Origin of the sequence: Brevundimonas sp. (assembly GCF_018608325.1) — a bacterium.
Classification (GTDB): Bacteria; Pseudomonadota; Alphaproteobacteria; order Caulobacterales; family Caulobacteraceae; genus Brevundimonas.
On sequence record NZ_JABAZW010000115.1, the window covers coordinates 1 to 20,563 of the forward strand.

The 20,563-nt window shown below is 64.7% G+C and carries 15 protein-coding genes; 12 read left to right on the forward strand and 3 right to left on the reverse strand.

What is annotated here, in order from left to right; genetic code table 11:
- Positions 1–460 (reverse strand): 2-dehydro-3-deoxy-6-phosphogalactonate aldolase (locus QZ281_RS11695; RefSeq protein ID WP_292228546.1); only part of this gene is annotated, 460 nt, incomplete at its 3' end.
- 15 nt (positions 461–475) lie between these two features.
- Entirely contained in the window at positions 476–1,357 is an 882-nt protein-coding gene (locus tag QZ281_RS11700) for an SMP-30/gluconolactonase/LRE family protein (RefSeq protein WP_292228548.1), read from the reverse strand.
- A gap of 217 nt (positions 1,358–1,574) precedes the next feature.
- On the opposite strand from QZ281_RS11700, the gene dgoD reads away from it, so the two are divergent.
- The 7 genes from dgoD to QZ281_RS11735 all read left to right on the forward strand — a co-directional run bounded on the left by dgoD (position 1,575) and on the right by QZ281_RS11735 (position 11,533).
- The gene (gene dgoD / locus QZ281_RS11705; RefSeq protein ID WP_292228550.1) at positions 1,575–2,759 is read left to right on the forward strand and encodes a galactonate dehydratase; all 1,185 of its coding nucleotides are present in this window, start codon (positions 1,575–1,577) and stop codon (positions 2,757–2,759) included.
- Positions 2,753–3,748 (forward strand): substrate-binding domain-containing protein, encoded by a 996-nt coding sequence (locus tag QZ281_RS11710; protein ID WP_292228552.1) that lies wholly within the window; start codon positions 2,753–2,755, stop codon positions 3,746–3,748. The genes dgoD and QZ281_RS11710 overlap by 7 nt, the downstream gene beginning before the upstream one ends.
- Positions 3,748–5,265 carry an L-arabinose ABC transporter ATP-binding protein AraG gene (gene araG / locus QZ281_RS11715; RefSeq protein WP_292228554.1) on the forward strand — a complete coding sequence of 506 codons (1,518 nt, stop codon included), beginning with the start codon at positions 3,748–3,750 and terminating at the stop codon, positions 5,263–5,265. Before QZ281_RS11710 ends, araG begins: the two co-directional genes overlap by 1 nt.
- 15 nt (positions 5,266–5,280) lie before the next feature.
- The gene (gene araH, locus QZ281_RS11720; protein ID WP_292228556.1) at positions 5,281–6,285 is read left to right on the forward strand and encodes an L-arabinose ABC transporter permease AraH; all 1,005 of its coding nucleotides are present in this window, start codon (positions 5,281–5,283) and stop codon (positions 6,283–6,285) included.
- Positions 6,286–6,295: 10 nt separating this feature from the next.
- The gene (locus QZ281_RS11725) at positions 6,296–7,039 is read left to right on the forward strand and encodes an SDR family NAD(P)-dependent oxidoreductase (RefSeq protein WP_292228558.1); all 744 of its coding nucleotides are present in this window, start codon (positions 6,296–6,298) and stop codon (positions 7,037–7,039) included.
- A complete protein-coding gene (locus tag QZ281_RS11730) occupies positions 7,039–8,103 on the forward strand; it encodes an aldose epimerase family protein (RefSeq protein WP_292228560.1) in 1,065 nt (354 codons plus the stop codon). The genes QZ281_RS11725 and QZ281_RS11730 overlap by 1 nt, the downstream gene beginning before the upstream one ends.
- Positions 8,104–8,500: 397 nt before the next feature.
- Positions 8,501–11,533: a TonB-dependent receptor gene (locus tag QZ281_RS11735; RefSeq protein ID WP_292228562.1), complete on the forward strand. Its 3,033-nt coding sequence runs from the start codon at positions 8,501–8,503 to the stop codon at positions 11,531–11,533.
- Positions 11,534–11,705: 172 nt separating this feature from the next.
- Here QZ281_RS11735 and QZ281_RS11740 read toward each other — a convergent pair whose 3' ends face one another.
- Complete coding sequence (locus QZ281_RS11740) at positions 11,706–12,455, reverse strand: FadR/GntR family transcriptional regulator (RefSeq protein WP_292228564.1); 750 nt, start codon at positions 12,453–12,455, stop codon at positions 11,706–11,708.
- Positions 12,456–12,883: 428 nt separating this feature from the next.
- Between QZ281_RS11740 and QZ281_RS11745 the strand changes: the two genes are divergently transcribed.
- From QZ281_RS11745 to QZ281_RS11765, 5 genes are read left to right on the forward strand one after another with little or no spacing between them, the layout of a single operon-like run.
- Entirely contained in the window at positions 12,884–15,019 is a 2,136-nt protein-coding gene (locus tag QZ281_RS11745) for a chondroitinase-B domain-containing protein (protein ID WP_292228566.1), read from the forward strand.
- Complete coding sequence (locus tag QZ281_RS11750; protein WP_292228569.1) at positions 15,016–17,226, forward strand: heparinase II/III family protein; 2,211 nt, start codon at positions 15,016–15,018, stop codon at positions 17,224–17,226. The genes QZ281_RS11745 and QZ281_RS11750 overlap by 4 nt, the downstream gene beginning before the upstream one ends.
- A gap of 10 nt (positions 17,227–17,236) precedes the next feature.
- Positions 17,237–18,529: an MFS transporter gene (locus QZ281_RS11755; protein WP_292228571.1), complete on the forward strand. Its 1,293-nt coding sequence runs from the start codon at positions 17,237–17,239 to the stop codon at positions 18,527–18,529.
- Complete coding sequence (locus QZ281_RS11760) at positions 18,529–19,281, forward strand: glucose 1-dehydrogenase (RefSeq protein ID WP_292228573.1); 753 nt, start codon at positions 18,529–18,531, stop codon at positions 19,279–19,281. Before QZ281_RS11755 ends, QZ281_RS11760 begins: the two co-directional genes overlap by 1 nt.
- Positions 19,278–20,474, forward strand: coding sequence for an SGNH/GDSL hydrolase family protein (locus QZ281_RS11765; RefSeq protein ID WP_292228575.1), 1,197 nt, complete (start codon positions 19,278–19,280; stop codon positions 20,472–20,474). Before QZ281_RS11760 ends, QZ281_RS11765 begins: the two co-directional genes overlap by 4 nt.
- Positions 20,475–20,563 lie beyond the last annotated feature (89 nt).

Consider the following 20,563-nt stretch of genomic DNA (forward strand, 5'->3'; position numbering starts at 1 on the left):
GCGTGGTCTTGGGCAGGACAGCCTTCAGGGCCTTCAGTGTGGAGGGGCCTGCGGTTTCAGCCGGAAACAGCTTCAGCGCATCCGCGCCCGCGTCGATGGCGGTGAAGGCCTCGGAGGCGGTGTAGAAGGCGGGGAAGGAGATCAGGCCTGCCGCCTTGGCCGTGCGGATCACGTCGACATTGGTGTTGGGCGAGATGATGATCCGGCCGCCCGCATCGGCGACGTCACGCACCGCCTGTGCGTTCAGCACCGTCCCGGCGCCGACGATGGCGCGGTCACCCATGGCGTCGGCCAGACGCCGGATGCTGTCAAGCGGCGAGGGCGAGTTCAGCGGCACCTCGAGGCAGCGGAAACCGGCTTCGTAAAGCGCCTCGCCGACCGGCACGGCCTCGTCCGGCGTCAGGCCGCGCAGGATCGCCACCAGCGGCAGGGTGTTCAGGACTTCGGTCCACTGGATCATGGGGTGCAGGCTCCTTCAGCCGCCAAAGGCATGGGGCGCAAGGCCGCGCACGCCGGGATCAATTTCAAACAGGGCGCCGGCCAGAGCCTCGTCTTCCCGCCCGATGGCGGCGGAGGTCACGAACATCCGGTCCAGATTGGGGCCGGCGAAGGTGCAGCTTGTGATCTGGCGGGCGGGCAGGGCGATGGAGCGGTCCAGCACGCCGTCGGGGCCATAGCGGCTGACACGCGCGCCGTCCCAGACCGCGATCCAGACACCGCCCTCGGCGTCGGTGGTCATGCCGTCCGGGCTTTCACCGTCGCCCAGCGTGACGAAGGTCTGGCGGTTCTCCAGCGTCCCTTCGTCCGTGACATCGAAGCGATAGACGACGCCTGCCGCACTGTCGGTGTGATAGAGGGTTTGGCCGTCCGGGCTGAAGGTCGGGCCGTTGGCGATGCGATAGCCGGTGTCGGCGGTGCGCCACGTCAGGTCCGTGTCCAGCCGATAGAGCGATCCTTGCGGCTGTGGTCCGCTGCGCTCGTCCATGGTTCCGGCCCAGATGCGGCCGTGCCGGTCCGCCTTGGCGTCGTTCATGCGGTTGTCGGGCAGGTGCGGTTCCGGCGCGCCGATCGGGGTGATCGAAAGGGGCTCCAGCGTCAGTTGGGCAAAGCCGCTCTTGAAGCCTGCGATGAAGCCGGGCACCTCGCGTCGTTCGATCAGCCAACCGATCTGCTCGGGCATGGACCAGGTCTGGACCGCGCCATCCGCCAGCGACAGCCGGTTCACGCGCGGCGCCTTGATGTCCACCCAATAGAGGGCGTTCTCGCGCGCAGACCACAGCGGACCCTCGCCCAGCAGGTCGCGATCTGCGCGGGCGATCACGGCGTAGTCGGTGCGCGTCTGGGCGGCAGTGGTCATGGCGGGCGGCTCCGGGGGCGCGTCACTTGAGGCCTGCGAAACTAGGCGAAGCGGCCGGTGAATGTCCATATTGCATATTTATATGATAAAAGATTGACGACCTCTGTTTTCGCATTCTACCCATAGGCTTCAGGGGCGGCGTGGCGTCGCCCGACGAGATTGAGCGAGGCCCTGATGCGGGATGTCCTGTCCCCCGTCCCAGTCGGACAACGTGACCATGACTGAGGATTTTGGAGACCTGACCGTCGGCGCGTCACGGTCGCGCGAAATCGTGCGCATCGAGACATTCGCCGTGGCGCCGCGCTGGCTGTTCGTGCGTGTCGAAACACGTGACGGCGCCGTGGGCTGGGGCGAAGCCAGCCTTGAAGGCCATGCCGAGGCCGTGGATGGCGTCTTCGCCTCCCTGCGTGATCGGTTCATCGGCGCGGACGCCGAGCGGATCGAGGATGTCTGGCAGATCGCCTATCGTGGCGGCTTCTATCGCGGCGGTGCGGTGCTGATGTCGGCCCTGTCGGGGCTGGATCAGGCGCTGTGGGATCTGAAGGGGCGCCGGTTCGGCGTGCCGGTCTGGCAGTTGCTGGGCGGACGGGTGCGCGACCGGGTTCCGGTCTATGCCTGGATCGGCGGCGACCGGCCCAATGATGTCGTCGACGCCGCCAAGGCCCGACTGGCGCAGGGCTTTAAGGCCGTGAAGATGAACGCCACCGAGGAGATCGGCTGGCTGGACGGCGCCCATGCATTCGATGAGGCGCTGGAGCGCGTCGCCGCCGTGCGTGCGCTGGACATGGACGTGGCGCTGGACTTCCACGGTCGGGTGCACAAGCCGATGGCCAAACAGCTTGCGGCGGCGCTGGAGCCGCACCGCCCGCTGTTCATCGAAGAGCCGCTGCTGTCGGAGAATGTCGAAGGGTTGATCCAGCTGTCGCGCCTGACGACCCTGCCCATCGCCCTGGGTGAGCGTCTCTACAGCCGTTGGGAATATAAGCCCTTCTTCGAATCTGGCGCGGTAGATGTGATCCAGCCGGACCTGAGCCATGCAGGCGGTCTGTCGGAATGCCGCCGTATCGCGGCTATGGCTGAGGCCTATGATGTGGCGGTCGCCCCGCACTGTCCGCTGGGACCGATTGCGCTGGGCGCCTGCATGCAGTTGGCCCTGACGACCCCGAACTTCGTCATTCAGGAAATGTCGCTGGGCATCCACTACAACGTGGGTCACGATCTGCTCAGTTATATGCGTAACCCCGAGGTCTTCGACGTGAAGGACGGCATGGTTGAGGCTCTGGCTGGAGCCGGGCTGGGCGTCGAGATCAACGAGGAGCTTGTGCGGGAAGTGGCGGCCCAGCCGCACAACTGGCGCAACCCGATCTGGCGCGGCGCCGACGGGAGCTTCCGCGAATGGTGATCGGTCGTCGTCATCTGTTGCTGGGGGCAGCGGCCGGCGGCGCGGTCTCTCTGCTCGGCGCCTGTCAGCCGCGCGATGAGCGCGTGCGGATCGGCTTCATCGTCAAACAGCCTGAGGAACAGTGGTTTCAGGATGAATGGCGCTATGCCGGGCAGGCGGCTGTCGCCCGCGGCTTCAACCTGATTCGCATCGGTGCCGCCGATGGTGACCGGGTGTTGACGGCCATCGACAATCTGGCGGCCAAGAATGCAGGCGGCTTTGTCATCTGTGCGCCGGACCCCCGTCTGGGCACGGCCATCTACCAGCGCGCCAAGGTCAACAACCTGAAGCTCATGTCGGTGGACGACCGTCTGGTCGGCCCGACCGGCCAGCCGATTGCAGATATCCCCCACGTCGGCATCTCGGCCTTCAAGATCGGGGAGCTGGCCGGAGCGTCGGCGCTGGACGAAGCCCATAGACGGGGCTGGAAGACCGACCAGATCGGCGTTTTGCGCATCGCCTTCGATAGTCTGGAGACGGCGCGGGAGCGCACCTTCGGCGCCCGCAGCGCCCTGTTGAAGGCGGGCGTGCCTGCCGCCAACATCGTGGACGCCCCCCAGCGTACGACCGACACCGAGGGCGGGTTCACGGCGGCGTCGCCGGTGCTGACGCGCCGTCCTGATCTTCGAAACTGGATCATGGTCGGCCTGAACGACGAGGCCGTTCTGGGCGGCGTCCGCGCGGCCGAGGGGCTGAAACTGGGCGCCGACAATGTCATCGGCGTCGGCATCGGCGGGTCGGGCACGGCGGAGGCCGAGTTCGTCAAGGCCAGGCCGACGGGTTTCTACGGCTCGGTCCTGCTCAGTCCACGCAAGCACGGCTATGACACGGCGTCGGCCATGTACGACTGGATCACACGAGATATTCGGCCCGCGCCGCTGACCCTGACAACAGGGACGATGATGACGCGGGAAAACTTCAGACAGTTGCTTGCGGCGGAGAAGGCGTAATGACCCCAAGGGAGGAAGGGGCGCTGCTTTCATATTCCGGCGTCGGCAAGGTTTTTCCCGGCGTTGTGGCGCTGGACGGGGTCAGCTTCTCGGTGCGTCCGGGCGAGATCCGCGCCCTGATGGGCGAGAATGGGGCGGGCAAGTCCACTCTGTTGAAGATTCTGGCGGGCGAGTATCGGCCTGACAGCGGCGGCCTGACGGTCGCGGGCGAGCCGGTCGCCTTCGCCTCGCCGCGTGACAGCGCCGCAGCAGGCGTGTCGATCATTCACCAGGAACTGCATCTGGCGCCGGACATGAGCGTCGCCGAGAACCTGCTTTTGGGCTCCTACCCCACCAAGGGCGGTCTGCTCGACAAGGCGGCGATCCGCGCGCGTGCTGGCGAAATCCTGAAACGGCTAGGCGAGGACATCGACCCCGACACGCCGGTCAGCGCCCTGTCTATCGGCAAGCGCCAGATGATCGAGATCGGCAAGGCGTTGCTGCGCGACGCCCGCATCATCGCCTTTGACGAACCGACCAGTTCGCTCAGCGCGCGCGAGACCAAAACCCTGATGCGGATCATCCGTGATCTCGCCGCAGAGGGCCGCGCCATCCTCTATGTCAGTCACCGGATGGAGGAGGTTTTCGCCCTGTGCGACAGCGTCACCGTCCTGCGCGACGGTCGCCACGTGGTCGATTATCCGCGCATGGCGGACCTGCCCGAGGCGCAGTTGATCTCCGACATGGCGGGGCGCGCCATCGCCGACATCTATGACTATCGCGCCCGTCCTCTGGGCGAAGAGGTGATCGCGGCTGAAGGCCTGCTGGGGCCGGGGCTGAGCCGCCCGGTCGGTGTCACGGCCCGCAAGGGCGAGATTCTGGGCTTCTTCGGGCTGGTCGGCGCCGGGCGGTCTGAACTGTTCAAGCTGCTGTACGGCGCTGTGGCCCCGACGGCGGGGCGGGTTCGTCTGCACGGCGCAGCCTCATCGGTGAACAGTCCGCGTGACGGCATCGCCGCCGGCATGGCCCTGTGTCCCGAGGACCGGAAAGGAGAGGCGATCTTCCCTCTGGCCTCGGTGCGGGAAAACATCGTGGTCGCGCCGCGTAATCTGGCCGGCCGCATCAAGGCCTTCCTGAACATGGGGGCAGAGGCGAAACAGGCCGATGACCTGATCGCCCTGATGCGGGTCAAGACCGCGTCGGCGGCGACCGCCATCGGCTCCCTGTCCGGCGGCAATCAGCAAAAGGCGGTCATCGCGCGCTGGCTGGCGGCAGAGTCCAACATCCTGCTGATGGATGAGCCGACGCGGGGCATCGATGTCGGCGCCCGCAGCGAAATCTATGGCCACATCTATCGTCTGGCCGAGAGCGGCAAGACCGTCCTGTTCGCCTCCAGCGACATGCCGGAGGTGATGGGTGTCGCCGACCGTATCGTGGTCATGTGCGAAGGCGCAGTCGCGGGCATCGTGCCGCGCGATGAGGCCACGCCCGATCTTCTTCTCAGGCTGGCGCTGCCCGACGCCGCCGGTTCCGTCTGATTGTCCGAAAGTCCGATGATGTCGAACCCTCTGTCCTCAATTCGTCGCTTCAGCGCCGCCGGACCTCTGGTGATGCTGGCGGTTCTTTTTGTCCTGCTTTCCGTGTTCGTGCCCGACTTCCTGGGCGTGCGGAACATGCGCGGGCTGATCCTGTCCGTGACCCTGGTCGGCACCATCGCCCCGACCATGATGCTGGTTCTGGCGCTGCGGGAGGTGGACCTATCGGTCGGCTCGACCACGGCTCTGGCGGGCGTGCTCTGCGCGGTGGTCATGGCCTCGACCAACAGTATCCTGCTGGGGGTTGGCGCAGGCCTTGCGGCAGGTGCACTGGTCGGTCTGATGAACGGCTTTGTCGTGGCCAAGTTCAAGCTGAACTCACTGATCGTCACCCTGGCGACCATGGAGATCGTACGCGGTCTGGCCTTCCTGGTGTCGGGCGGAGAGGCTGTCTCTATTCCTGTCGAGCGGTTCTATGTTCTGGGTTCAGGGTCGTTCCTGGGCATCAACTATCCGATCTGGATTGCGCTGATCTGTTTTGTGGTCTTCGCCATTGTGCTGAACCGCACGGTGTTCGGCCGCAATGTCCTGGCCATCGGCGGCAACCCCGAGGCTGCGCGTCTGGCCGGGGTTCCCGTCAATCGCGTCCGGGTTCTGGTCTTCGTGCTGCAGGGTCTGGCGGCGGGCGTGGCGGGCATTGTCCTGGCTTCGCGCATCACCAGCGGCCAGCCGAACACCAGTCAGGGGTTGGAGCTTGCAGTCATCTCGGCCTGCGTCCTCGGCGGGGTGTCCCTGTCTGGCGGCATCGCCACCATCACCGGCGTCATCGTCGGGGTGCTGATCATGGGGGCGGCCCAGAATGCGCTGAACCTGCTGGACGTGCCGACCTTCTATCAGTTCGTGGTGCGTGGCGGCATTCTGCTGGCGGCGGTGATGTTCGACCGTCTGCGCCAGTCGCCGGGTCTGCTGGGCGCCGGTTTCCTGCGCCGCCGCACGTCTGCCTCCACGCCTTCCAAAGCCTGAGTTCGCGTTCATGAAGCCTCGTTTCGAAAACCGCGCCGTCATCATCACTGGCGCTCTGGGCGGCATCGGTCTGGCCGTCGCCCGGCGCTTCGCCGCCGAGGGCGCGCGCCTTACCCTGCTGGATCTGAATGCCGATCAGGGCGGGGAGATCGTGGCGGAACTGAAGGCCTTGGGCGCGGCTGACGTCCAGTCTCTGGCCTGCGACATTGGCGATGAAGCCGCCGTTGCGGCGGCGGTGCAGACCTCTGTTGATCGTCACGGCAGTCTGGATGTGGTGGTCAATGTCGCGGGTCAGATGATCTATCGTCCGATCGCTGATCTGACCGGCGACGACTGGCGACGGCTGCTGAACGTCAATCTGATCGGCGCGGCCCTGCTGACCGGCCATGCCCTGCGCCTGATGCAGCCGGGTGGATCGGTGGTGAATATCGCCTCCATTCACGCGCGCCAGACCAGCCCCGATGTCGCCCCCTACGCCGCCGCCAAGGCGGGCTTGCTCAGCCTGACCCGCACCGCTTCCATCGAGGGCCGCGCCAAGGGCGTCCGCGTCAACGCCATCCTGCCCGGCGCCATCGACACGCCCATGCTGTGGGACAGTCCCAACATCGCCTCAGGCGCCGAGGTGCTGGCGCCCGGCGACGTGGGCCAGCCGGATGATGTCGCCGGTCCCGTCCTGTTCCTGGCGTCAGATGATGCCCGGTTCGTCACCGGCGTCTCGATGGAGGTCGACGGCGGTCGTCTGGCCAAACTCTGATGGGCGTTGAGATCAGGCCCTGGGGGCGGCTGGATGACGGCCGCCCTGTCCAGTTGGCGACCCTGAGCAATGGTCGTGGTTTCGAGGTGCGCATCAGCGACTTCGGCGCGCGCATCGTTTCGATACTGGCGCCGGACCGCGACGGAACCCTCGGCGAGACAGTGCTGGGGTTTGCGGCGCTGGAAGACTATCTGACCGACGCCTACCGCGCGGCAGGCCCCTATTTCGGGGCCACCGTAGGCCGTTACGCCAACCGCATCGGCGGCGCGCGCTTCACGCTGGATGGGCGGGAATATCGGCTGGCCGCGAACGAAGGCGCGAACCAGCTTCACGGCGGACCGGTCGGTTTCAATCAGGCGGTCTGGACCATGACGCCTCTGGCCGATGAGATCGGCGTGCGCCTGATCCATCACAGTCCTGACGGCGATCAGGGCTTTCCCGGCGCGGTCTCAGTCTCGCTTGAAGTCGTGGTCGCAGCGGATGAGAACAGGCTGGTCCTGCGCTATTTCGCCACGACGGATCGCCCGACGCATATCAACCTGACGACCCACCCCTATTTCAATCTCGCCACCGGGGTGGAGCGAACTATCCACGCGCATGAAGTCGCGGTCTTGGCCAACCATTATACGCCCGCCGACGACGCCTGCATTCCGACGGGCGATATCGTCTCGGTGCTGGGAGGCCCACTGGATCTGACCGCGCCGCGTCGTCTGGGCGCCATCATCGATCAGGCCGCACTGGCCGGAACGCGCGGCCTGAACCACAACTATGTGCTGGGCGATCAATTCGCCGACACACCGCGCCACGCCGCGACCCTGTCCCATGCCGCAACGGGCCGCCGCCTTGAGGTCTGGACCACCGAGCCGGGGCTACAGGTCTATTCCGGTGGTTATCTGCCAGAGCTTCAAGGTAGAAACGGCGAACAGATCAACCCAACGGCAGGCGTCTGTCTGGAAACCCAGCATTTCCCGGATTCGCCGAACCAGCCGCATTTCCCGACGACGCGGATAGATGAGCATCTGCCATACCGATCTCAAACCGAGCTGAGGTTTTTTGCAGGTTGAAGCGCCTGCTCGCCATCGGTGGGGTGGTGTGGCCTCTGGCTATATTGTGCTGATATCGATCAGCCCTGCTGTTATGCTCTGAGTTGTAGAAGCCCGCCCGTCGTAAGACCGGCGGGTTTTTTGATGTGCGTCGACACCTAAGGCCAAGCTGTAACCTGCGATGGAATTTCCTTGTGGGTTCGCCAGCGCATGCCCTCGGATCAAACTGTTTTCGGAAATGCAGATACTTAGGTGCCTAAATATATAACGGAAATCGAATGGGCGGCTCGCAAATTGGTCAACCAATTGGTTCGTTAAAATGTAGACATATCGGCTCGAAAATAGGTTGACAGAAGTGCCATGCCAATCCAGCGTTAAGCCAACAAATAAAAAGTTTGGGAGGCTTAGGATGAGGCGTATGGAGATCACCCGCGCCAGGGTGGGATCGAACCGGCGGTTGGCCACGATCCTGATGGCGGGTACGGCGATCATGTTCGCTGGTCCGGCATTTGCTCAGAGTGTGCTGGAAGGGCAGGACGATGCTGCGGACGGCGCGCAGGAAGTCGGCGAAGTCGTCGTCACTGGCATTCGGGCGTCGCTGCAGAATGCGATTTCGCAAAAGCGCAACGCCAACAACCTGGTTGAAGTCATTGAAGCCGAAGATATCGGCAAGCTGCCGGACCAGAACCTCGCCGAAGTGCTTGAGAACGTCACCGGCATTCAGATCACCCGCGAGGCCGGTGTCGGCCGCGGGGTGCAGATCCGCGGCACGGATGCGAACCGCGTAGAGATCAACGGGGTCTCAACCGTGGGCTCGGGATCGGGGCGTTCTGGCATCAGCTTCGACGACCTTGCGGCCTCGATGATCAGTTCGGTTCAGGTGATCAAGGTGCCTGAAGCCAAGACGATCGAAGGTTCTGTCGGCGGCACCATCAACCTGCGCACCATTCGGCCTCTGGATTTGGCCGAGCCGCTTTTCGCGGTCAGGGCGCAGTCGGAATACAGCGATCTGACGGATACGGCGACGCCACGCTATTCGGGCACCATCGGGCGTCGCTGGGATACCAGCATAGGCAAGATCGGTCTGGTCGGCAGCTTCAGCTATGCCGAGCAGGATGTCGCGGCCTTCCGTCCTCGCGTCGACCGTGACGCCGTTGTCACGCCCAACTCGGGCCGCGCCAGCGCTGAAGCCTTCCCCTTCCTGCGTGTCCAGTTCTTCAATCAGGACTATGATAATTTCCAGTACGAAACCAAGAACTTCTCGGGATCGGCAGAGTGGAAGCCGCGCGATAATCTGAAGTTCTATTTCGATGCGACGCTGAACGATCAGCAGCGTGCGGAGCAAAGCTCGACGGTCCAGATCTCGACGATCTCGGACAATGGCGTTGTCGACAGGACGACGAACACCGCGTTCGAAACGGTCAATCTGGGCACGGTCCGGGGGCCTAACGGCAGCATCGATCTGGGTTCGGTTCAGGCGGCGGCGGCGGGTGTCATCCTGCCCAGAATGGACGGCAATCTGGCGCCCTATCTGCGCACGACCAGCGATACGGGCTCGCGCCTGACCGAGAGCCGCGTCTTCGCCTTCGGCGGCGAGTGGCATGGCGAGCGTCTGTCCGTCAGCGGACAGGTGTCGCGTTCAACCTCGGACTCGGTCCTGCCGAGCTTCAACACCACGCTGGAATTCGTCAATCCGAACGGGCCGCAGCCGGTGCAGGGCGTGTCTCTGGCCAATGGCGTGCCGATCGAGTTCGATCTGCGCAATGGCATGCTGCAATTCGGTCTGGCTCAGGGGCAGGCGACGACCCCGACCGCGGCGCAGTTGCTGGACCCCGCCAACTATAGGCTGCACCAGGTGGCTCAGGGTCGGAGCGTGCGCGAGAACGAAGAGAAGGCGGTGCGCCTTGACCTGTCCTACGACATGGACGGCATCCTGCCGTTCATCACCTCGATCGAAGCGGGTCTGCGTTGGAACGAGACCAGCGCGCTGAACGACAACATCACCGGCACCACCAACTTCACCAACATCACCTCGTCCTTCTATCGACCCAGCGCGGACCGGTTCAAAGACTTCATGATCGCGGGTCCGAACAACTTTGATGCGGCGGACGGTCGGCGTCTGTTCTTCTCGGACTTCATGATGATCGATGGCGCGCGCGCCTTTGGTGATCCGTCCGGGACCCTGGCGGCATTCAACGCCGCCATCGCCGCCAGCAACGCCGCCAACGGCTCGAACATCCCGCTGATCGGCGAGCCGACGTCTCAGGCCAGCGCCTTCTTCAAGATCGTTGAGGACACCCGCACCGCCTATCTGCAGGGGAATTTTGACATCGAGGCCTTCGGCGTGCCCATGCGCGGCAACGCCGGCGTGCGCTATGTCAGCACCGATCTGACGTCGACCGGCAATACGATTGTGACCGGCTCCACCTCAACGACGGCTGTGAACGAGAGCTCGTACGCCTTCTGGCTGCCGCGCTTCAACCTGGTGGCGGAACCGCGCAAGGATGTCGTCGTGCGGGCGGGCATCGCTCGCGACATTCGCCGCCCGGATTTCAACACCCTGTCGTCCTCGGTGACCTTCGCGACCAGCGAGAACACGGCCGTCAATCGCGGCAATCCGAACCTGCAGCCGGAAACCGTGCTGTCGTTCGACCTGTCGGGCGAATACTATTTCGCACCGTCCAGCCTGGTCAGCATCGGCGTCTTCCACAAGGTGCGCGAGAACCTGTTCGCCAGCGTGACGGAAAGCCCGCCCGACAACGCCGTGGATGGGGTTGTGAACAGAAGCCGTGATCCATCCTGCCCCGGCGGCGGCATCTATAACCCGATCGCGGTCATCAACGTAAACAACCCGGCCAAGGGGCAGAACGGCATCTGCGTGCCCTTGACCTCGACCTTCAACGTCGATGGCGAGACGACCCAGACGGGCGTCGAACTGGCCTTCCAATATGATCTTTCCCAGTGGGAAGATCGTCTGGGTTGGGCATCCGGCTTCGGCTTCATCGGCAACTTCACCTACCAGAAGACCGGCGGAAACGTGGCCAGCTATCGTACGGTCGGCCTGACCCGGAACACGACGCGTGACCTGGGCTTCAGCCCGCTGCCGCAGGACCGTGTCGAGCTCGAGAACCTGTCCAAGTACGCCTACAACACCACCCAGTTCTATGAGCGGGCGGGTCTGAGCGCGCGGTTGCGCTACACTTGGCGGTCGCACTTCATCAACACCGAGGCCTTCACCTCGGCGTTTGATGTCCCGCGCATCAGCGGTGATCGCGGGCAGCTGAACGCCAGCGTCAACTACGACATCACCCCGTGGGCCACTGTCGGCATCGAGGGTATCAACCTGACGCGCGAAGACGCCAACGAGTACTGCATCAATGATGGTGCGCTGCTTTGCTACAACGGCCTGACGGATCGCCGCATCGTGGCGGGGCTCAGCATCCGCTTCTAGGTCGCGTCGAAAATCGGTTGGAGATGCTCTCTTACAGGGAGCGTCTCCATTGCCGACCGGGCCTCCAACGCCCGTTTCCAACAGACTTCTCCTCCCGGCGTCGGTTCATCCGGCGCCGGTTTTTTTATGCGTGTTGAGTGTCGGATGGGCGGCCTTCTGGGGCCTGGTCGTCTCAGCCCTGGGCGGACATGGTCGCCATGAAGCGGTCGCGGTCGTGCTGGGTCCTGCGCCGCACTTCGGCCAGGGCCTCGGCCTCTTCGGCGGCCAGCATGGCTTCGAACAGGCGGTGGAAATGGTCGCGCATCGCGGCGCGCGACGCCTGAGGGTCGCGGGCCTTCAGGGCGTGCAGGATGGCGGCGTGTTCGTCAGTTCGCGAGTCCCAGTCGTGATGGCAGACGCTTTGATAGACCTGCTTGACCTTGGGCAGTTCGTTGCGCATCCGCCAGATCAGCTTGATGCAGTGTTCAACCACCGGATTACCCGAGATGCGGGCGATGGCCTCGTGGAACTTCTGGTCTGCGCTGCTGGATTCCGCGTCGCTGGCCGTCGGGCTGGACATGACGGCGATCAGGCCCTCCAGTTCCGCCAGGGAAGCGTCGTCGATGTTGGCGGCGGCCAGGGCGGCGGCCTCGGCCTCGAACACGGCGCGGGCGGCGGTCAGGTCGAAGGCCGTGACGTCGGGCAGGCTGCCGGCCACATGCGCGTCACGCGACAGGACATAGACCCCGGAGCCGGTCTTGATGGAGATCCAGCCCAGGGCTTCCAGCGCAATCTCCGCCTCGCGGATGGTGACGCGGCTGACATTGAAACGTTCCGCCAGTTCACGTTCGCCCGGCAAACGGGCGCCGACGGGGAATTCTCCAGCTTCGATAGCCTGACGGATCTGTTTGGCGACCGACTGATAAAGGCGCAGCTCTGACATGGACGACTCGTAGACCTCTTTGGCTGATCAATACACCCGTCCGGGGAGTTCTCTGCAAGCGTCTCACAGCCTGATGCACAAGAATAGAGGGGGCTGTTCTGCGCGGTGACGTTGACCTGGCGCATTTCGGTGATCCGGTCAGCATTCGGCGGGTGTGACGGGTCACGCTCGACGGGGCTGTCGAGGGGGAGATTTTATCTCTGACCATTAGCCCAAAATTGGACAACCAATTTTGACGCAACAGAACGTGACAAATTAAGTTGGATTGGTCTGCAAATCTGGTTGACGCCCTGATCGCCAGTTCATAGCTTCCGAACATCAGAGATCGCAAAGATCCGTCGGGAGGAAATATGTCGACCCAGGATTCGAAAGCGCCTCTCATCGCATTCATTGCTGCGGCCGCCGGTCTTTGCGCACCATCGCTGGCCTTGGCCGAATCCGCCCTGGTGCGGAACCAGGCCGAGTTCGCTTTGGCGGTGGCCCGTTTGCAGCCGGGCGACACCCTGACCCTGGCGGACGGAGAGTGGCGCGATTTCCAGATCGTGTTTTCGGGGCGCGGCGCTTCGGATCGGCCCATCACCCTGACGGGTCAGACGCCGGGCGGTGTGACGATCACCGGACGTTCCAATCTCAGTCTCGCAGGCGAGCATCTGGTGGTGTCGAACCTGGTGTTTCGTGACGGCTGGTCGCCGACGGGCGAGGTTCTGTCCTTCCGCAAGTCACGCGCTGAACGCGCCAACTTCAGCCGGGTTACCCATGTCGTGATCGACGGCTTTTCAAAGCCGAACCGCGCCGAGTCCGACAACTGGGTCGCGCTGTACGGCCACAACAACCGCTTCGACCACAATCAACTGACCGGCAAGACCAACGCGGGCACGACTCTGGTGGTCATTCGGGATGCTGAACAGGGGTTGGAGAACCGCCACTTCATCGATCACAACTACTTCGGTCGTCGCCCAGTGCTCGGCTCCAATGGCGGCGAGACGATCCGCGTTGGCACCAGCCACGATTCGATGTCGGACTCCTTCACCACTGTCGCCAGCAATTGGTTCGAGCGCTGCGACGGCGAGGTCGAGATCATCTCGAACAAGTCTGGCGGCAACACCTATCGCGGCAATGTCTTCTTCCAGTCGCAGGGCGCGCTGGTGCTGCGCCACGGCGATGGCAATCTGGTCGAGGACAATATCTTCATCGGCAATGGCGCGCCCAATGCGGGCGGCGTGCGGATGATCAACCGACGCAACACCGTCCGTAACAACTATTTGGAAGGCCTGACCGGAACGAACTTCGGCAGCGCCCTGACCATCATGTACGGCGTGCCGAACTCGCCGGTTAATCGCTATGTTCAGGTCGACGGCGCCGTCATCGAAAACAACACGGTGATTGACGCGCACGAAATGCTGTTCGGCGCCGGAATGGATGCGGAGCGGTCAGCGGCGCCCGTGGACAGTCGTTTCGCCAACAATCTGATCGTCAACCGTGACGGGCGCGATCCGATCCGTGTTCTGGGCGACATGAGCGGCATCGCCTTCGCGGACAATGTTCAATCGCCTGCCGCAAAGTCCGGCCTGGGGGGCTTTGAAGGCCGGTCCGTTTCAGTTGAACGCGCGGACAGTCATCTGCTGACGCCGGTCGGCCTCGACGGCGTGGGTGCGCGTCGCGACCTGGCCATGCTGCCTCGCAGCGAAACGGGCGTGACCTGGTATCCCAAGGACGTGATGGTCGCGGCCCTAGACAGCGGCGCTGTCCACGCCGTCGCACCGGGCGAGGGCAGCCTGACCCGGGCCATCGCTCAGGCTCAACCCGGCGACCGGATACAACTTCAATCCGGCGTCTATATCGTCAACCAGACCATCGGTCTGGATCGCGCCGTGACCGTGCAGGGGCCCTCAGACGGGCGCGCGGAAATCCAGTTTTCCCGCCCCAGCCTGTTCGAGATCGGCAATGGCGGCGCGCTGCGTCTGTCGCACCTGACCGTCTCCGGTGTTCTGGCCCCGGATGTGGCGGGCGCTGCTGTCATCAGGTCGGCGCAAGGCGCGGCGGGTTATCAGATGATTGTCGAGGATTCGGTTTTCGAAGACCTGACCGTCAACCGCAGCTTCAACGTATTCGCCGCCGGTCCCGGCTCACTGGCCGACCGTATCCGGCTAGAGCGGGTGACGGTGAACAAGGCCACGGGCTCGGTCATCGCCGGTCACACTGAAACCGCCGACCTGGGAACCTATAACGCCGAGGAGGTCGAGGTCATCGACAGCGTTTTCCGCGACGTGACGGGGCCGGTCATCGACCTGTACCGCGGCGGCACGGACGAAAGCACATTCGGTCCGCGCCTGATCCTGACCGGCTCCACCTTTGAGCGCAGCAGTCGCGCGGGCGACGATGGCGGCGCGATCAAACTCTACGGCGTCCAGAAGGCCGAGGTTCGCGGCAATCGGTTCATCGCCAGCGGCGCGCCCAGCTTCTTCCGCCGCGTGGGCGAACCCGTCTTTGTGTGGAGCGGCAACCGCCTCGAAGACACGCCCGGCCTGATCACCAATGTTGCGCCGCTGGAGGTCATGCCTTGAACCGTCCGCTTCTTCTCGCCGTTCTGGCGACCCTGTCCGCCGGTGTTCCGGCAGGCGCCATGGCCCAAGGCGTCGAACGCTCCGCCACCGCCCGCGCCGCCGATGCAGCGCCGGTTCTGGTGAGCGCCGATCAATGGCGCGCGATGGCGCAGGCGGGTGATCGCTATCCGATGTTCGCAGCCGAGCGTCAGCGGGTCGAGCGCGAGGTGCGCGCCGCAATGGCTGCCGGGATCAATGTGCCTCAGCCCCGCGATCTGGGTGGCGGTCTGACCCACGAACAGCACAAGGCCAACTACAAGGCCATTGCCGGCGCCGGCGCGCTTTATCGCCTGACCGGCGACCGCGCTTATGCTGACTTCGCGCGTGATCTGCTGCTGGAATATGCACGGCTCTATCCGACCCTGTCGAACCACCCGGCCGGGAACTCCTCGGTCAAGGGACGGCTGTTCTGGCAGGCCCTGAACGACTCGGTCTGGCTGGTCTATTCGGCGCAAGGCTATGACGCGATCCGCGACACCCTGACGGCGGAGCAGCGGCACAGGATCGACACTGACGTCTTCCGTCGCATGGCCCGCTTCCTGTCCGAGGAAAACGCCAGCTATTTCGACCGCATCCACAATCACGCGACCTGGGCCACCGCCGGGGTCGGCATGACGGGCTATGTGCTGCGTGATCAGGATCTGGTCGAGCGCGCCCTGAACGGCACCGCCAAGGACGGGCGTGCAGGCTTCCTGCGTCAGGTGGACGAGTTGTTCTCGCCCGACGGATATTACGCCGAGGGGCCGTATTACCAACGCTACGCCCTAGCGCCCTTCATTATCTTCGCCCGCGCAATCCAGCAGAACGAGCCTCAGCGCGACATCTTCGGACGGCGCGACGGCGTGCTGCTGAAGGCCGTCGACGGCGTGATCCAGTCCTCCTACGCGGGTTATCTGTTCCCGATCAACGACGCCATGCCGGACAAGGGGTTGGACACCGAAGAGATCGTCACCGGCGTCGCCATCGCCTACGCCCAGACGCGCGATCCCAGTCTGCTGTCCATCGCCGAAGGGCAGGGGCGCACCATCCTGTCGCCCGATGGTCTGGCGGTGGCGCAGGGCGTGGCGACGGGCACCGCACGCCCCTTCGATTTCCGCTCGATGCAGTTGCGCGACGGGCCGAACGGCGACCTGGGCAATCTGGTCTTCCTGCGCCAAGGCGGCGCGAACGGGCAGGCCCTGGTGATGAAGAACACCCAGCAGGGTCAGGGCCATGGCCATTTCGACCGGCTGAACTGGCTGTTCTACGACAACGGACAGGCCGTCATCCGCGACTATGGCGCCGCCCGCTTCCTCAACATCGAGGCCAAGAACGGCGGCGGCTATCTGGACGAGAACGACAGCTGGGCCATGCAGACCGTGGCGCACAATACGCTGGTCGTGGGCGAAAAGAGCCAGTTCGGCGGAGACTGGCATGTCGGCGAAGACCACCCGACGACGCCCCTGTTCTTCAACGCCGCAGACGGTCTGCAGATCGCCTCGGCGCGGTTGGACAACGGCTATGCGGGCGTCGCCCTGACCCGCACCATGGCGATGGTAGAACATCCCGATCTCGCCTTCCCGGTGGTTATCGACCTGTTCCGCGCCAAGGGCGCCACGCCGACCAACTATGACCTGCCGCTGCATTTCAACGGCCACATCATCAAGGCCTTTGCAGCGGAGCATTCGGTGCGCGAACGTCCGGTGCTGGGCGACGCGGCAGGTTATGAGCATCTGTGGGTCGACGCGGTCGCGCCTGCCTCCAGTGAGGCCCGCAGCCTGACCTGGCTGCTGGGCGGGCGTTTCTACACCTATCGTTTCGCGGCCTCCGCGCCGATCAGCGCCATGCTGGTGGAGAGCGGCGCCAATGATCCGAACTTCAACCTGAGACGCGAACCGGCCCTGATCCAGCGGATGCAGGGGCAGGCCGAGGCCAGCTTCTTCTCGGTGCTGGAGCCGCACGGCGCCTATGACGGAACCGCCGAGACCGTGTCCGGCGCCACCAGCCGCATCACCGACATCGCCCATGCGCGCAGCAACGGCGCCGAGGTGATCGTGCTGACACTCGTGTCCGGCAAGACCCTGACGCTCGGCGTGGCCGACGACGTCGCTGCAACCGCCGCCCATGCCGTGACCATCAACGGCCAAGCCTACGAATGGACCGGCCCCTACGCCCGGTTCGATCGCTGAGGAGATGACCATGAAATCCGGCATCAGATGGGTCATCATCGGGATGATCGCGATCGCTACGGTGATCAACTACATCGACCGCAACGCCCTGGCGGTGATGTGGCCCGCAATCGCATCGGACATCGGCGCGACCAAGGAGGACTACGCCCTCCTGGTCACGATCTTCATGCTGTTCTACGCCTTGGGCCAGTTTGTCTTCGGCAAGCTGTTTGACGCCATCGGCGTGCGGTTGGGCTTTGCCCTGTCTATCGGCGTCTGGTCGATCTCGATTGCGCTGCACGCCTTCGCCAACTCGATCCTGTCGTTCAGCCTGTTCCGCGCCATGCTGGGGCTTAGCGAGGCGGGCGCCTGGCCGGGCACGGTCAAGGCCAACGCCGAATGGTTCCCGCCCAAGGAGCGCGCCTTCGCCCAGGGCATCTTCAACGCCGGGGCCTCCATCGGGGCCATCGTGTCCGCGCCCTTGATCGCCCTGATGTTCATCGCCTTCGGCTGGAAGGGCACCTTCCTGGTGGTCGGCGCCATGGGCTTCATCTGGGTTCTGCCGTGGCTGATCATCTATCGCGCCGGACCGGACCGCCACCCCTGGGTCAGCGCCGCCGAGCGCGCCCTGATCATGGACAAGCCTGTCGCCAAGGCTGACGGCGCGCCGCCTGCGCCCGCCTATGTCCCGACCATGGGCCAGATGCTGGGCCACCGTCAGACCTGGGGCGTGATCCTGTCGCGCTTCTTCCTGGACCCGATCTGGTGGCTGTTTGTCTCCTGGCTGCCGATCTATCTGGCCGAAACCTTCAACTTCGACATCAAGCAGATCGGCATCTTCGCTTGGGTGCCGTTCGTCGGCGCCATGATCGGCAGCCTTCTGGGCGGCTGGCTGTCGGGCTGGCTGATCAAGTCCGGGCGTTCGGCCGGGATGGCGCGCAAGCTGACGGTCACCCTGGGCGGTCTGGTCATGATCCCCTGCCTGCTGGCGGCGCCAAACATGACCGACCCCACCCTGGCGGTTCTGGTGATTGCGGGCGTGCTGTTCGGCTTCCAGGTCGCCATCGGCAACATCCAGACCATCCCCGGCGACCTGTTCGACGGCCGTTCGGTCGGTTCGCTGGCCGGCATCGGCGGCATGGCGGCGGTGGCCGGCACCCTGATCACCACCTGGTTGGTGCCCGCAATGACCAAGGTCTCCTACGGCCCGATCTTCATTCTGGTCGCCGCCCTGGTTCCTCTTTCCCTCCTCTCCCTGTGGTTCGTCACCGGTCGCATCGCGCCCGTTCAGCCGATCACGTCTAAAGCTCTGAAGGACTCCTAATGCGCCTCAACAATAAGGTCGCCATCGTCACCGGCGGTGGCCGCGACATCGGTCGCGATGTTTCACAGGTGCTGGCGCGTGAAGGCGCGAAAGTGGTCATCAACTTCGCCAACAACGAAGCCGCCGCCGCCGAAACCCTGGACAGCATCCGCGCTGCGGGCGGCGAGGCCATCGTGCACCGGGCCGATGTGACGACGGCCGCGGGCGTCGCCTCGCTGGTCGCCGCCGCCGAGGCGGCCTACGGCGCCAAGGTCGATATTCTGGTCAATCTGGCCGGCGGCATGGTCGAGCGTCGCCCCCTGGCCGACATCGACGAAGACTTCTTCGACAAGGTCATGACCCTGAACCTGAAGTCCGCCTATCTGATGACGCGGGCCGTGGCGCCGCTGATGTCGGAGGGCGGTTCGATCATCAACTTCGCCTCGCTGGCGGGGCGCGATGGGGGCGGTCCGGGCGCCGCCATCTATGCGACGTCCAAGGGCGCGCTGATGACCTTCACGCGGGCTATGGCCAAGGAGTTGGGGCCCAAGGGCGTGCGGGTCAACAGCCTGTGCCCCGGCATGATCGCCACCAGCTTCCATGACATCTTCACCAAGGACGAGGTTCGCGCCGCCGTCGCCGCCAGCACGCCGCTGCGTCGTCAGGGCCGCCCCGAGGAAGTCGCCGAGACTGTGGCCTATCTGGCCTCGGACGCCGCCTCCTTCGTGACCGGGGTGAATCTGGACATCAACGGCGGGCTGTTCTTCTCATGATCCGCGTCGGGTGTGCCGCGATCGCGCTGGCGTCGGCGCTGCTGGGTTCCACCGCCCTGGCTCAGGACGCCTCCGTCTGGCGTCCTGCCTGGACGGCGGCGGCGGCGCCAGCACGGTTTGACGGCACGCCCGAGGCGCCGCTCGGTTATCTGGACCAGACGATCCGTCAGGACATTCGCGTGGGCGTGGCGGCAAAGGCCGTACGCCTGCGTGTCAGCAACGAACTGGGCCAGGAACCGCTGACCTTGCGCGATATGACGGCGGCGGGTCCTGATGGCCGAATGCTGCCGGTCGCCTTCGGCGGCGCGCGCGAGATCATCATTCCCGTGGGCGTGGCCCTGGTCAGCGATCCGCTGGCGATTGACCTGAAGCGGTCAGATCTGCTGACGGTCAGTCTTCATGCGCCCGGGCCGACGCGCGGCGTGGTGCGTCGCACGGCTGTCCGGCTGGGGCAGAGCGACACTGCGGTGTCTTCGGATGCGCCGCTGGAGCGTCGTCAGAGCTTCATCTCGGCCGTCTATGCTCTGACCAACGCCCCGCCTGCGGTGGTGGTGGCTCTGGGCGATTCCATCACCGAGGGCGCGACCTCGACCCTGGGCGCTGACGCCGACTGGCCCTCGGTCCTTGACCGTCGTTTGGAAGCGGCCTGTCCCGGCGCCTTCGTCGTCGTCAACGCCGGGATCAGCGGCAATCAGGTCGTCCGCGACGGGCGCAGTCCCAACGTCCGCGCGCGGCTGGATCGAGATGTCCTGTCCCTGCCGGGCGTCACCCATGTCCTCTTGATCGAAGGCATCAACGACATCCGCCACGACGGAAATCCGAACAACCCAGGCCGCAGCGCTGACGAGGTTATCGCCAGCTATCGCCAGATCATCAGCCGCCTGCACCTGCGCGGCGTCAAGGTCATCGGCGGCACTCTGACGGCCTTTGGCGGATCCGAACGGTTCGACGAACGCTCGGAAACGGCGCGTCAGACCATCAACGCCTTCATCCGCGACAGCGGCGAGTTCGACGGCGTCGCCGACTTCGATCTGGCGACGCGAAACCCCGATCAACCGGACGCTCTGCGGCTGGACTTCGGTCGCGAGGACCGTTTGCACCCCAACGACAGCGGTTATGAAGCCATGGCCCAGGCGGTGGATCTGTCGCTGTTCACGGCTGAGGCGTCGGCTTGCGGCCGGGCGCGTCCATGATCGGTCAGACGTCTGGCGGCCCCATTCTCTGCTTCGGCGAGATGCTGCTGCGGCTTTCGCCGAACCAGAACGAACTGCTGCTGCAGTCC